At 59.1% G+C, this 13506-nt stretch carries 14 protein-coding genes and 2 pseudogenes; 3 read left to right on the top strand and 13 right to left on the bottom strand.

What is annotated here, in order from left to right:
* Positions 1-7 precede the first annotated feature (7 nt).
* From AC50YL_RS27335 to AC50YL_RS27320, 4 genes are read right to left on the bottom strand one after another with little or no spacing between them, the layout of a single operon-like run.
* A complete protein-coding gene (locus AC50YL_RS27335; RefSeq protein ID WP_494836158.1) occupies positions 8-529 on the bottom strand; it encodes an A24 family peptidase in 522 nt (173 codons plus the stop codon).
* Positions 522-1628, bottom strand: a complete 1107-nt coding sequence (locus AC50YL_RS27330) for a TadE/TadG family type IV pilus assembly protein (RefSeq protein ID WP_494836156.1) — start codon at positions 1626-1628, stop codon at positions 522-524. Before AC50YL_RS27330 ends, AC50YL_RS27335 begins: the two co-directional genes overlap by 8 nt.
* On the bottom strand, positions 1591-3819 hold the full coding sequence (locus AC50YL_RS27325) for a hypothetical protein (RefSeq protein WP_494836154.1): 2229 nt from the start codon (positions 3817-3819) through the stop codon (positions 1591-1593). Before AC50YL_RS27325 ends, AC50YL_RS27330 begins: the two co-directional genes overlap by 38 nt.
* On the bottom strand, positions 3812-4456 hold the full coding sequence (locus AC50YL_RS27320) for a pilus assembly protein (protein WP_494836152.1): 645 nt from the start codon (positions 4454-4456) through the stop codon (positions 3812-3814). Before AC50YL_RS27320 ends, AC50YL_RS27325 begins: the two co-directional genes overlap by 8 nt.
* Between AC50YL_RS27320 and AC50YL_RS27315 the strand changes: the two are divergent.
* Positions 4422-4586, top strand: a pseudogene (locus AC50YL_RS27315) (hypothetical protein); the annotation flags it as partial. The gene AC50YL_RS27320 and the pseudogene AC50YL_RS27315 overlap by 35 nt on opposite strands.
* Here the strand turns inward: AC50YL_RS27315 and AC50YL_RS27310 are convergent.
* The 7 genes and pseudogenes from AC50YL_RS27310 to AC50YL_RS27280 all read right to left on the bottom strand — a co-directional run.
* A pseudogene (locus tag AC50YL_RS27310) lies at positions 4536-4694 on the bottom strand (Flp1 family type IVb pilin); the annotation flags it as partial. The pseudogenes AC50YL_RS27315 and AC50YL_RS27310 sit on opposite strands and share 51 nt — an antisense overlap.
* Positions 4695-4725: 31 nt before the next feature.
* Positions 4726-5580 carry a type II secretion system F family protein gene (locus AC50YL_RS27305; protein ID WP_494836151.1) on the bottom strand — a complete coding sequence of 285 codons (855 nt, stop codon included), beginning with the start codon at positions 5578-5580 and terminating at the stop codon, positions 4726-4728.
* A gap of 14 nt (positions 5581-5594) precedes the next feature.
* Positions 5595-6434 carry a type II secretion system F family protein gene (locus AC50YL_RS27300; RefSeq protein ID WP_494836149.1) on the bottom strand — a complete coding sequence of 280 codons (840 nt, stop codon included), beginning with the start codon at positions 6432-6434 and terminating at the stop codon, positions 5595-5597.
* Complete coding sequence (locus AC50YL_RS27295) at positions 6431-7669, bottom strand: TadA family conjugal transfer-associated ATPase (RefSeq protein ID WP_494836148.1); 1239 nt, start codon at positions 7667-7669, stop codon at positions 6431-6433. The genes AC50YL_RS27300 and AC50YL_RS27295 overlap by 4 nt, the downstream gene beginning before the upstream one ends.
* A 12-nt stretch (positions 7670-7681) precedes the next feature.
* A complete protein-coding gene (locus tag AC50YL_RS27290; RefSeq protein ID WP_494836147.1) occupies positions 7682-8782 on the bottom strand; it encodes a P-loop NTPase family protein in 1101 nt (366 codons plus the stop codon).
* A gap of 264 nt (positions 8783-9046) precedes the next feature.
* Positions 9047-9526, bottom strand: coding sequence for a nucleoside-diphosphate kinase (ndk, locus tag AC50YL_RS27285; protein WP_494836146.1), 480 nt, complete (start codon positions 9524-9526; stop codon positions 9047-9049).
* Positions 9527-9701: 175 nt separating this feature from the next.
* Positions 9702-11492, bottom strand: coding sequence for a M3 family oligoendopeptidase (locus AC50YL_RS27280; protein ID WP_494836144.1), 1791 nt, complete (start codon positions 11490-11492; stop codon positions 9702-9704).
* A gap of 258 nt (positions 11493-11750) precedes the next feature.
* Between AC50YL_RS27280 and AC50YL_RS27275 the strand changes: the two genes are divergently transcribed.
* Both AC50YL_RS27275 and AC50YL_RS27270 read left to right on the top strand, forming a co-directional pair.
* Positions 11751-11933, top strand: coding sequence for a YycC family protein (locus AC50YL_RS27275; protein ID WP_494836143.1), 183 nt, complete (start codon positions 11751-11753; stop codon positions 11931-11933).
* Positions 11930-12166: a hypothetical protein gene (locus tag AC50YL_RS27270; protein WP_161746694.1), complete on the top strand. Its 237-nt coding sequence runs from the start codon at positions 11930-11932 to the stop codon at positions 12164-12166. Before AC50YL_RS27275 ends, AC50YL_RS27270 begins: the two co-directional genes overlap by 4 nt.
* Positions 12167-12275: 109 nt before the next feature.
* On the opposite strand, the gene AC50YL_RS27265 is transcribed toward AC50YL_RS27270, so the two are convergent.
* Together AC50YL_RS27265 and AC50YL_RS27260 are read right to left on the bottom strand one after the other, a co-directional pair.
* Positions 12276-12968, bottom strand: coding sequence for a DUF2225 domain-containing protein (locus AC50YL_RS27265; protein WP_494836141.1), 693 nt, complete (start codon positions 12966-12968; stop codon positions 12276-12278).
* A 24-nt stretch (positions 12969-12992) separates the two neighbouring features.
* A complete protein-coding gene (locus AC50YL_RS27260) occupies positions 12993-13370 on the bottom strand; it encodes a globin domain-containing protein (protein WP_161746747.1) in 378 nt (125 codons plus the stop codon).
* Between the last annotated feature and the right edge of the window lie 136 nt (positions 13371-13506).

Below are 13506 nucleotides of genomic sequence, written 5' to 3'. Positions count from 1 at the left end.
TTTACGATTACAAAGGCGCCATCATGAACCATGCCGTGACGGCTCCCGGCAAGACCGCGATCATGAAAGGAAACCGCAAGCTTCCCGAATTCGCGAAGCTTGCCTCCCATGCCTGCAGCCGGGATTCCGCCACGATGACCGATACCGCTCCGAACAACAGCCGCCTGCCGAACGACCGGTTGAACAGCAAGGTAACGGCGCCCATCAACCCGCCGTACAAGATGGCGTACATCATCACCTTCAGAACGTCCTCCATCCCGAGAATCGCGCCCAGCGCCGCAAAAAACTTCACGTCTCCTGCTCCGATTCCTTTCAACAGGTAGAGAAGGAGGAGCGGTACCAAGCCCGCGCCTGCGCCGGCTAAAGCATGCAAGCCTCCTGTTGCGCCGCCTGCGATAACGTGATAAGAAACCCCCGCAGCGAGAAACCCGATATTCAGCTTGTTCGATATCGTCATTGATTTGATATCGCTGATAAACGCCGCTCCGATGAACAAAGCCGCCATGATCTCCGTAATCCAGCTATTCATTCGAAACTTCCGTCCCCCCTTGCTTCTTCTGTACGACGAAATGCCTCGCGGCCGTAACGCCGTCGCTTGCCGTGACGACGATCTCCCACGTGCCCGGCGTGGTGTTTCCGGATACCAGCCACGTCCATTCCGCCAGTCCCTCTTGATCCGTAACCGTATCGCCCAGATGTTTGGCGACGCTATGGCCGCTTTTATAGATCACTTCAATGGACAAGCTTCGGCCAGGCGTCGTTTTCACGACCACGCGCGCTTTGTTTCCGGGCCGGACCGGCGACGGTTCGATCGTCACGATCTGAATCGGCGCGTGCTCGGAATCCGCGCCGGTATCGCCTCTCGGCGCCGGAATGGGATCTGGCGTCCATACCCGCTCTTCCGCTTGTTCTCTAAGGACGATCGTCTTCTTCGTGAACGGGAAACCGAGCCGAAACGAATATTCCGCTTCGATCATGAGCGATAAATCGCTTTTGTTCTTCAAGTCCGGCAGCGATAGCTTGGAGAGGCGAATCCGCGCCGGGTCCAGTACGGCCGCGTCCGCTTCTCGGCGGAGCATCGGTTCGATGATGGGCCGGCCGACCGTTGCCGCCGCCGTATCCTGAATCGTTTTCCAATCCCCTTTCAGGGCTGCGGCCAACAAAGGACCGGACGGAGAAGGCAGCCAATCTTCGAGCTTGTCCGCCAGAAACCGGACAACGGGCAGCGGCTCGTCCCGCATGGAAGCGGAGCCGGCTGCGCCTGAAGGCGAGGAATCCGCTTGCTGTTGGACGCCTCCGCTTGGCGAATCCGGACCGCCGCCATTTGAGGGAGACTCCATGTCGCTCCCGCCGGATGACCCCAGGCCGGATTCCGGTTGATCCTCGCCGCCGGAGCTGCTGCCCTTAACGGCGAGCTCGATCGGATGGATATTCGCCGCGGCTTGCCGAACCGTTTGGGAGACGACGCCGTGAAGCGCCATCTGCGCCGCGTTCATTTTAATCAGGCAAATGAAGAACATGATCACCATGAGCACGACCGGAAGCACCAGACTCGCTTCCAGCGCGATGCTCCCGGACTCGCCTCTCCGTTTACCCGTAAGAGGTGCCGATCGTTTGCGTTTTCTCATAACGGCCGTCCTTTACCTTTCCGCTCAGAATGCCCGTCGCCGTAAAGCTTCTCATCAACCCCGGCAGGAACCATAAGTTGACCGAGGACGTCATTTCGCCGGATAATCCCGTCGCGATATTCGATAAATCCATGTCCGTATTATGTTCGATGACGGCGATAACCCTGGCTTTCCGCGATTGTCCTCCGCTGCCGTGCACGATGAGAAAGACGCGCAAATAATCCGCGTACGTCAGTTCGGCGGGAACGTATTTCGAAAGTTGTACCTTGCCGTTTTCCGCCAACGAGGTCATATCCGCGATCGCTTTCTCAAGGCCGTACAGCACGGCCGCGGACAGTACGAGCAAGGGATTTCCGAGTGCTTTGCATGCGATCAAGCCTTCCATCGTCCTGATCGCAAGCCGTGCCGCGAAGATCTCGCCGAAAGCGGCCGCGACATTGGCTCCCGGTTCATGAAGTCCGTACAAGATGTATTCGACCTCCTGATTCTCGAGCGTCAACGATTTCGAGAAATCTTCTTGCTTGCCGCCGGTAACGATCCCGTGCAGCTGCTTGGGGTCGAAGCTGTTAAAACGATGCACCACGTATTCGTTGATGTAGAGCGGATCTCGTATGCCTCCCAGCAAATCGGCCATACCGCCGAACATCGAACCCATGGAGGTCATGGCGGATTCGGCTTCGTCGCCGGGGTCCTCCGACTGCCGGGGATCATCGGCGGTTTCGCCGTCATCATGGGCAGCTTGGTTGAATTGCAGGTTATCCGCCGCCAACCGCTTCACGTCCTCGAATGCCTTCTTCTGCTCCTCGTTCCCCCCGCCGGTCGTCATCCCGCCGATCATCGCCTTCACTTGGCCCCATTTGGACTTCGCCGCAGCTTCATTGGATTTCCGTTCCGCGTCTTGGGATTGCCGCCGCTGAAGCTCATCCTGCCTTGCTCGAATAACCGTTCCCGGATCGACATAGCGCTGCGAATAAACTTGATAAGCTTCGTTTAAGCTCGTCCATGCCTGATTGAGCGCCGAGGCTGCGCCAGACGAAGAGACGGCGGAAAGCATCGTCGCCCGGAAAGCTTCCGTTTCTTCGGCGACATGCCGAAAGCCGGAAAGCTGATCGTTCAATTCCTGCCGATAATCCGCAAACCATTCCGCTTTCATGACCAACCCATCCGCGGACGACCGGGTATCGCCGAATTGCGCAAGTTCTTCCGGCGTCATCGAGGACGCCTCCTGTCCGGCAACGTTCGCGCCGGCAAGACTATCGAAGCCGCTTCCTGCTTGTTCCTCCCGCGTGCGCGCGACCGCAGCGGCAATCGAAGCATTCAGTTGCTCCGCCGCTTGAAGCTCGGACAACGCCTGGGCCAGATCCGCGTCGAGCCGCGCCTGTTCTTCGAAGGCGCTTGTCTTCAAGACAGCAGCTTCGCTCTGCGCCCGGCTTCGATACGCTGCGATTTCTGCCCCATGCGCGGGTTTTGCGCCTTCGGCGAGCGCGGCATCCGCTTGCAGCCAACTTTCGTAGGCGCCGTACCCGCTGACGAGGTCCGCAGCGGATCCAAGCTTGCCCGAAAACCCGGCTAGGCGCGCCGCGCTTTGCTTTCGGAGCTCCGCGATTCGTTCCAGATGCTTCTCCCTTTCCTCGTATAGCTGCTTGATTTCTTCCAAAACGTTGACCGTCGCGGTCGCTTCCTTCATGGCCGAGCTCATTGGCGCGAACCGCGACGCGATTTCCATCGCGAAGTCCACGGGCCCTTTATACTTCATTTCCTCCAACACCTGACGCGTAAACACCGTCTGATTGCCTAATACCTCGTACGAATCCACGTGGGAAGCTTCTTTCCGTATCCGGAGAAGCTGAAAGCCATTGCCCGCTTCGGCTTTCCAATTATGCTCGGCTGCCTCCGCGAACAGCTGATTCCGGTCCGTCCCTCCCGCGCCGAACAACCCGTACTGTTCGTACAGCGTTTCGTCGTACGCGGACAGTGCGGAGCGAATGCCCGATTGCGCGGCCAATTCGCTCTGCTTGTCGAATGCGGCGATCCTCGCGTAATCGATCAACAACGAGGCAAGAAACAGCATCGCCGCCGTCGAGACGACCAGGTAGAGCGATACCGCCCCGTCCTCGCGCCGCCATAACCGCAACCGTCCTTTTTTCGTTTCGCGCTTGAAGCGCGCGCGTTCCCCGAAACCGCTAGCCATGATTCATCGCCTGCCGATCTCCGAGGATAGCCTGCGCCTGCTTTCGTTTATCGCCGTCCATGCCGCCTTTGAATTTCCCCGCATAGTAGCGAATCAAGTCGACGTTGCGGATCAGCTCGACGGGATCTACGATCGAAGCGGAACTCGCGGAAGTCGGCTCCGAATGTCCGAGAAACGTTTCCAGCGGCGGAATGGTGATCGGCTGACGCAGTTTGACCTGCACCCGTTTCTCCAACGCCCCGTAGTCGTACCGCATCGCCCCTTGAAATGGTTTTCCAACCCGGCTCGCTTCCGCTCTCAGCTTGCGTTCCGGGAGCGAGCTCCCGTTCCCCTCGTCGGCGCCCGTTTCTCCTATGGCGATCTCCGTTCCGCCATCCCCGCCGCTATCCGAAACGAAGCCGAACAACGACTGCAAAGCCCCGTTGTCCGCCATCCGCCAATACAATCCGTCGTATTGACCGATCGGACCGATCCCGCTAACCGGGTCGCGGGCGCTGTTATCCCAGCGAAATGCCGTACGCTCCGCGGTCTCCGAAGCGGAATGGTAGATCACTACCGTCTGGTACGTGTATAGGCTCAGCATCAGAAGCGCAAGCAGCGCGATGAACAACACGGGGACGACCATGCTCGCTTCCAACGTAAAGTTTCCTTCCTCCCGCTTGAGGAACGCAACCAACCGGCGTCTATTCCGAGTCGAAAATGCCATTTGCCTTATCGTCCGCGCTTTTCATCAAATTGTTGAGCAGCTTGATGATCCAGCCCTTGAACATAAGCGCCAAAATAATCACGACAGCGATGATGAGCACGACTTCCAGCGTGCCCAATCCTTCCTCGCCCTTCCAAAATCGACGAACTTCCTGTTTCCAATTACGCATCTTCATCTCTCCCTGTCATGAAATAAAATATCTACCCGCGCATCATCAGAATGGCGGGCGACGCGACCAGCACCATTAGCACGAAAAATATGCCGACCAGCGGAAAAACAAGCTTCGACGACGCCTCCTCGCCCCGCGATCGGACAACTGCCTTCCGTTTCTCCCACAGAGAATAAGACAGCTCCTTCAGCGAGAGCACCAGGCGGTCGCCGCCGCGCCGGTAATTCAGCAGCATCGTCGTGGTGAAGACCGATACCTCCTGCACGCCGCAGCGGCGGCTGAACACTTCCATCGCCGCCGCGAACGACTCCCCGTTGCGCACGGACTCGTTCACCTTTCGCAGCTCGAGAAGCAGCGGATGCTGCGCGTGTCCATCGTTGCGCTCCGCGCAGCGGACCAAGGCGCGCTGGAGCGTTTCCCCGGCTCCCAGCAGCAGCATCAACTTATTCAATAGCTCCGGCAGCAGCAGCACGATATCCTGCTTGCGGCGCTCTACCTTGCTGTATACATCCTTCCATTTCGCCGCCGGAATGACGATGCCGAGCAGCAGCCCGATATAAAGCATCGCCGGCTCGCCGCTCAAGACGCCCAGCCATGCGCCTCCGCACATCGCGGCATAGCCGGTTCCGAGCGACTCGGCGATAAACCCGCGGCTCGCGTCCGCGGACCAAGCTTGTCCGTTCAGGATCAGCAGTTTCCCGTGCAATCCCGCCGCGAGCGGCTGGAACCGCTCAAGCAATCCGCTTCGCAGCAGCAGGCGGAGGAAGGGACCAGAAATCCACCGGCTCTTCTGCTCTTTCCCGCCTTCTCCGCCGCGTTCGTTCTCGACGATCCCGAAGACCCATACGATCGTCAGCAGCAATCCTGCCGCCCAAGCTGCAACCATTGGCGCCCGTCTCCTTATAAGCGGATATTCATGATTTTGGACATAAGCACATAACAGAAGCCCAGCATCAGCAGAGCGCCCGTAAGCAGGACATATCCGACCCCGCTGTACAGCGGGGCCATGTAGTCCGGCGCGGACAGACTGAGAAAAGCGAGAAATACGAACGGGACCGCCATCATAATCCGGGATTCGAACCGTTTCTGGGCCACCATGACCGTAATTTCCTGCTGCACCTCCAGCTTCTCGCCGATCATTTGCGACGTTCGCCGGATCACGTCCACCATATCTCCGCCGGACCGTTTGCATGTCGTGAATACATCGGTAAATTGCGTAATGTCCTCGATGCCGGCCCGCCGGCTGAGGTCCGTCAACCCCTGCTCAAGCGGTTCGCCGAATCCCAAGCGGGCCGCCAAGATGTCGAACTCGACCAAGATTTCCGTCGCCGGACTAGGGTACAGCAGCTTCAGATCCTCCTGGGCGGTCAAGAACGCGTTCTCGACGGATCGCCCGGCGGCAAGCGACGATGCAATGGCGTACAGCGCCTCCTTGAATTGCTGCGCAAGCCGGAACTTCCGCCGTTCAAGCAGAAACCCCCGATGCATGCGCGGAACCGCGATGCCCATTACCGAGAGAATAAGAGCCGCCGGCACCGAACGGTAAAACAGGAACGCCGCCGCGAAAACGATTGTCCCGCCGATGATTCCCGACGACACGAATTGCCGCCTGGTCAGCCGGTAGTCCGAGTATTGCGTCAGGCTGCCGGAGTTCCGGGCACGCAATATCGCCGCCGCCGTATCCGGCCAAGCCAGCCAGTCCGGCCAATCTCTCCGCGGCTTGCGGCCATTCTTTTTCACGCGCCCTCGCCCCCCGATCTTTCGCTCATCCCCGCCATCTTCAGCTTCCAGGTCCGTTGAAGTCCATCCCCGCATCGCCGCAACCCGCCAAGCACGCGCCCGTTTCGTTCTCCCTCGTCTTCGAAGCGGTACAAGGGCTGAATGGCGACCTCTCCGTCCGCCATGCCGACCACTTCGCTGATCTCCGTCACGCGGCGGCTCCGGTCGCGCAGCCTGGACAGATGAACGATAATGTCGATGGCCGACGCGATTTGCTGCCGGATCACGGCGACGGGGAGCTCGGCGCCCCCGAGCGCCATCGTCTCCAGCCGCGCGATCATGTCGCGGGCGCTGTTGGAATGGCCCGTCGAGAGCGATCCGTCATGGCCGGTGTTCATCGCCTGCAGCATATCGATCGCCTCGCCGCCCCGCACTTCCCCGACGATGATGCGGTTCGGCCGCATCCGAAGCGATGCCCGGATCAGATCGCGCATGGAGATGGCTCCCTTGCCTTCCGTGTTCGCATTGCGGGTCTCCATCGATACGAGATTCGGCACGGATACGATTTGAAGTTCGGCGGCATCCTCGATCGTCACGAGCCGCTCGTCCTCGGGAATGAACTGGGACAAGGCATTCAGAAACGTCGTCTTGCCGGAACCCGTGCCTCCGCTGATAAAAATGTTGTATTTGGCTTTGACGAGCTTTTCCAGCAGGGCTGCCGCTTCGTCGGGCAAGGCGCCGAGCGCGATCAAGTCTTTCATCAGGAGCGGCTTTTCGGGAAATTTCCGGATCGTCATCGTCGGTCCTTTCAGCGCGATCGGGGGAAGGACGATATGCACCCGGGATCCGTCCTTCAGCCTGGCGTCCACGATCGGCGAAGACTCGTTGACGACGCGATTCACGCCGGCCACGACGGATTGGATCAGATCCTCCAAGCGTTCCCTGCTCTCGAATCCGAACGGCAGCCGCGTCAGCCGGCCTGCCCGCTCGACGAAGAGCTCCTCGTGGCCGTTGATCATGATCTCGGTCACGGTCGGGTCGTCCATCAGCGGCTGCATCAGATCGAGTCCGCGAAAAGCATGAAAGAGCCGGCGAACCAGCTGCACTTTCTCGCCGGCTGGAAGGGGGTGCTGAGTGCACCACTCGAATACGACGTGTTCGATTTTGGCTTTCAGCACTTCGTCCGATATGGCACTGTCGAGTTCAAGCTGTCCGCGGATGCGTTCTTTCAAGCGCTGTATGGTTTCTTCGTTCATCTCCCCGCCTCCCTACGCGATGCCGAGCTTGCGAAGCAGCGATTCCACCGCTCCCCGGTAATGGGGAGCCATCGCGCCCGTGCCACTCAGATGCCCGCCGCTCGCCCACTCTTCTACATACGGAAGCACCGCGTCCACCCGGATATTCCCGCCGCCATAAACCGCGGGCTCATGGGGAGAACCGCCGACCTGGACGAACCTGAACTTGGATTTCTGCTCCCCGAACGCCGTCCCGTACTTTCGATCCCCGTAATGCAGCGCAAGCTCGTTCTTCCGCAGGCTCGCGGCATCCGGCGTCATGAGCCAGACCGCGGCATCGCATGCTTCAAATATTCCGATGTGAAGCGCGTCAAGCCTGGTGTCCAAGTCAACGGCCAAGCAGCCGTAATCTCCCGTATTCGCAATTGCCGCGAGCAGGCTCTTCACGTGTTCGGCTCCAAGCGTCAACCGCTCTTCGGGGTTATCGCACGGCGCGATGGAATCCACGCCGAACGTCGGATGCCGTTTGCGAAGCGCCGCTACGGCGGACGCGCCTTGATCCGGCTCCGATTGGAGCGTGTACAGCAGCTTGGCGAAATCGCCGCCCCCTCCGCCTGCCTCCGCGGGCAAGGAAGCATTCCATTGCTCCAAATTCAAGTAGAACGCCGGGATCCCCGATATGCCGGCTTGTTGGGCGAGCTGCAGGGCAAGCGTGGTTTTGCCGGTGCCGCCCGAGGCCGAATACACGGCGATGACCGCGGGTCCCTTGCCGTGAATGGCGGGTCTTGGCAGCGTATGGCCGCTCGCGGCAAAATGAGCCGTAAATGCCTGAAGCAGCAGAGGAAGAGGCTGAAACTGCATGATTTCCGCCACGTCCCGCGACTGCCCGCGATATTCGACAAGCGCCGCAACGGCAAGATGAGCCGGCAGTTCTCCCAGCTCGTCCAGCATGGACGGCTGCGCGGCCAACAGATCGACGGGGTATCCGCCGCGAATGAAACCCCGCAGCGCCGCCGGGTTCGTAAAAGCCGTCAGTTGCCAGCTCTCGCCGAATGCGGCGTGACGGATGTAATCCGCCAGACGCTCGACGTATTCGCTCTCTTTGACGGCCACAATCAGATTTCGTTTGCCCATGATGAAGATGCCACTCTCCTCCAGAATGAAAAGAACGCAAAAAAGCACCGTAACAACGCAGAACTGCTGCGCGGTTACGGTGCTTCCGTAGCGTAAAATGTAGAATTGACCATAATTTACCACGGGTTTGCCCTTGCGTCAACTCCTTTATTTTTTAATCGTTCGCAGCTTGACCGTCGATAGACAGCCAAAAGCCCTCCGATCTCGTTCATGAGATCGCGAGGGCTTTTCCAAATCAGGTCATTCAAGCGCAGAATGATTCGGCTAATGCAGCATATGCTCGTCGCCATGCCTCGCTTCGTCCCCGGCAAACAGATCGAGGGGATGCGAAGCGGCATGCCTGCCGAAGAACAATTGAATCTCCCGCGCCGCGCTCGCCGCTGAGTCCGAGCCATGCACGATATTGCCCGCGATATCCATCGCGAAATCGCCTCTGATCGTCCCGGGCGTTGCCTCCGCGGGATTCGTTTTCCCGATCAGCGAGCGCGCGTTTTCGACTGCGTGCTCGCCCTGCCAGACCATGGCGCATACCGGCCCCGACGTCAAATAATCGACCAGCTCGCCGAAGAACGGTTTCGCCCGCAAATCGCCGTAGTGCCGTTCCGCCAAGTCGCGATCGATAGTCAGCAGTTCAATCGCCGCAAGCTTGAACCCCTTTTGCTCGAAACGGGCGATAACCGCGCCGACCAGTCCGCGCCTCACCCCATCCGGCTTCACCATGACAAACGTCTGCTCCTGCTGCATCCGAAGTCTCCTTTCGTGTTAACCCTGCAAAGCAACCTGTCCATATAGGACAGAAAAACGGCGCAGACGCCTAATAAGGCCGCACCGTTCCTTCTATGCTTCAGTATTCCACGTTCAAGGCGATTTCATTCATCCGCGCGCAAGCCGACCGTTCCGTCCCGCGACGAAGCTCGAATTATTCTTCCGTCAACGCGACGAACGCATCCACGTCTTCGAGCAGCAGCGCGACGGCTTCGCGCCAGAACGCCGGCTCGTCGAGCCGGACGCCCAGATGCTTCTCGGCCAGGTCTTCGACCGTCATGAGGCCCGTATCCCGCAGGAGCGCGACATAACGTTCCGCGAACGATGCGCCTTCCTTCTTCGCGATGGCATAGATGCCGCCGCTGAACAAATAACCGAAGGTATAAGGGAAGTTATAGAACGGCACGTCCGTCAAATAGAAATGCAGCTTCGCCGCCCAAAAATGCGGATGCAGCTCGCCCAGCGCGCCGCTGAACGCTTCCTTCTGCGCCTCTTCCATCAGCTTGTTCAGCTCGTCCTGGCTCACCATGCCTTCGCGGCGTTTCTCGTAGAACCGATTCTCGAAAAGGAACCGGGCGTGGATGTTCATGAAGAACGCGACCGCATTTTGCAGCTTCTCGTCCAGGAGCGCCAGCTTCTCGTCGCGTTCGGTCGCCGCTTCCAGCGCGGAATCCGCCACGATCATTTCGGCGAACGTCGAGGCCGTCTCGGCGACGTTCATCGCGTACTCCTGCGCCAGCGGCGGCAGGTCGTTCATGACATGCTGGTGATATGCATGGCCGAGCTCGTGCGCGAGAGTCGACACATTGTCCGGCGTTCCCGAATAGGTCATGAAAATCCGCGTCTGCTCGCTCTTCGGAAACGCCGTGCAGAAACCGCCGGGACGTTTGCCGGGCCGGTCTTCCGCTTCGATCCAGGCGTCCTTGAACGCCATCTCCGTGAAATCGGCCAGATCCGGACTGAACGAGCCGAACTGTTCTTTAATCAAAGCCGCAGCCTCGTCATAGGAAACCTTCTTGTCGGTAGAACCTAGCGGCGCGTTGACGTCATACCAGTCGAGCTTGTTGACGCCGAGCAGCTTCGCTTTGCGCTCGAGGTAACGCACGAGCTTCGGCTTGCCTTCCGTAACCGCCGACCACATCGCGTTCAGCGTCGCTTCGCTCATGCGATTCATGTCCAGCGGCTCCTTCAGGATCGCGTCCCAGCCGCGCTTGCCGTACAGCTTCAAGCGGAAGCCCGAAATCCGGTTCAGCGCATCCGCGCACAGATCGGCCTGCTCGCCCCAGCCCCGTTCCCACTCTTGGAAAGCCGCTTCGCGCACGGAGCGGTTGCTGTTCGAGAGACGGTTGAACATTTGCCCCGCCGACAGTCCTTTCGTCTCGCCGTTCGCCTCCGTGACTTCAAAACGCATGCGGGAGACGATCGTGTTGTAGAAATCGCCCCAGCCATGATACCCGTCGACCGCCAGCTCGCCTGCCAGCGCTTCCTGCTCCGGCGGGAGCTTGTCCCTTGCCGCTTCGCGGCGCTCGTTCAGCACGAACGCGACCGGCGCGGCGTCGTTCGACTGCAGCCATGCCCGCCAAGCGGCGTCGTCCGTCCGGAGCAGCTTCTCGTCGAAGCTCGTCAGGGCGGCATTGAACTTCGCCGACATCGTCTTCACGCGGTCGTTCAAGCCGGTAGCGGCCGCGTCTTTCATCTGCTGCGCCTGCAGGCAGGACACGAAGGAATCGGATTGCCGAATCCGCAGCAAGATCGATTGCACGTCGGCCGTCCAAGCGGATAATTGCTTCGCGTCCGGAACCGCGTTCGGCGCCAGCGCCGCAAGATCGCCCGTCAGCGCCGCGATGTCGCGCTCCATGCCGGCCAGCTCCTCCAGAAACGCGGCGGAGCTCGATCCGCCCGGATAAATCACGTCTAAGTCCCAAGTCATCGGATAGTGGGTCATATTGGCCTCCTAAAAGTTTTTGCGGGCACGGCCCGCAGCCGGCGATCCGGCGAGGTAAAGCAAAAACTGCTTCGTAAGCATACGCTTAAGTTTTTGCGGGCGCAGCCCGCAGCGCCGGCTTATCCGTTTTCTGCGCGTTGCGTAATGGGCCGCGTCGGTGTATAACTGATTATAACGGACGTCTTGTCCCATTTACCACTTTATGCAAGTGAAGGCCTTGCTTCCGACGAAGGCCATGACGATAAGGAGTTGACACCGATGTCACAACCATTGCAGCTTTCCGCCGAGACGGCCGTGAAGCTGGCCAAGCAATTGAACGTTCCGCTGGAGCATCTCATGCATATGCCGAAACACATCCTGCTGCAGAAAATCGCCGAGCTGGCGAAGGCCGACGCCGCTCCCGCGGGCGATGCCGATCCTCAAGGAGAGGATAAGCCGTGATTCCGTTCGAACGCACTTGGCCGTACGACATCATCATGAAGGACGTGTACGTTGCTTCTTGTCCGTTCTGCGGCAAGGACAACGTCCTGCTGCCGCTAAGGCCTAGAGAACTCTCCGACATTCATGACGGCAAAAAGAAGCTGCTCGTCTTCCCCTGCTGCCGCAACCGCTTGACCGTCGTGGACACGGACCAGGACTACCTGCTGACGGATACGGTGCTCAGGCGCGCATAATTTGCAGCGGCCAATGCCGATCGGCGGCCGCCGGACTCATCTTTCTCCAACGAATCAAACGACAAAAAGCCGCCCGGGCTAGATGCCCGGACGGCTTTTTTTCGTTCATTTATGCGATTCCCGCAGCCGTCTCCTCGTCCAGGCCCGTCTGCGCTTCGCGAATCTGCTGCCACTGCTCCCGGCTTGCGCGAATCATCGCGGCATCCGTGATTTTCTTGTCGTTCACGACGCGGGAGAACCAGCGGACGGCCGTGCGCGGATCGCCGATTCGGCGATGCAATTCCCCGATCAGATACATCAGCTTGGCGTTATTCAGCGATACCCCTTCCGTTTCGAATACGGCGACGTACGCATCCAGGGCGTATCGCAGAAAGCGCTGCTCCTGCTCGGCGCCGTCTTCGGTGCGGTACAGCCATGCGATATGATGAAGAATGCCGGCCACCACGCGTTCCTTTTCCCCGACAAGGCCCGCACAGACCAGCGCGAGTTTGAAGCAGACCAACGCTTGTGCCCTCGTACGGCTGCCGCCGTAATCGCGGTGCGTCCAGCGCGCGCCGATCTCGCCGTAATACTTTTGCCGCTGCGTGTCCGTCATGGACGTCATGCCGTTCTCCGTCGAGGTGAACCCGCATTCCGGGCAAACGCACGCGACGTAATAATCCGGGTTGATCTCGCCTTCGTAGCAAGCGCGGAAGTCGGTATCCCGGCTATCCGCTTTTTTGAAGCTGGGACGGACACGCGATGTCTGATAGGAAGTCTCGCAGCAAATGCACGTTTTCTTTGTCGTGTAAAGGGGCTCCATATCGTCATCACGTCTCCAGGTCATTTAAGGTTGGTTAATAAAATGATGCGCCGGCCCCGACAGCCGCACCAGGATCAGCTCCTGCAGCTCATGGGGCAGATCGGTCTCGGCGAGCGCCTCCCGCATGCAGCCCAGCCAGGCTTCGGCGCGTTCCGGCGTAATGGGAAAGGGAAGATGGCGCGCCCGCATCATGGGATGGCCGTGTTGATCCGAGTACAGGGAAGGACCGCCGAAAAATTGCGACAGGAACAAGGTCTGCCGATCCATGACGGGATCGATGTCAGCCGGGAAAAGAGGACCGATCAGCGGGTTTTTCAGTACCTTGGGGTAAAAGGCCTCCACGATTTTTCTGATTCCTTCGACTCCTCCGACCGCTTCAAAAATAGTGCTATAGTTATTCATCGTCATTTTCATCTCCGTTTTTTAGGTCTTTTGAATTAGTTTTTCATTTTTCCTCATCAAACAATCGAACGGTTAAAAATCAAAAAAATGCCCTCTTGTAGGAGGGCATTGCGGCAGTAGTATAAACAAACGACTA

The sequence above is a fragment of the Paenibacillus sp. J22P277 genome (assembly GCF_059383675.1).
The sequence above is the reverse complement of the archived record's forward strand: the minus strand, read 5'-3'. Positions and strand labels throughout refer to the sequence as shown.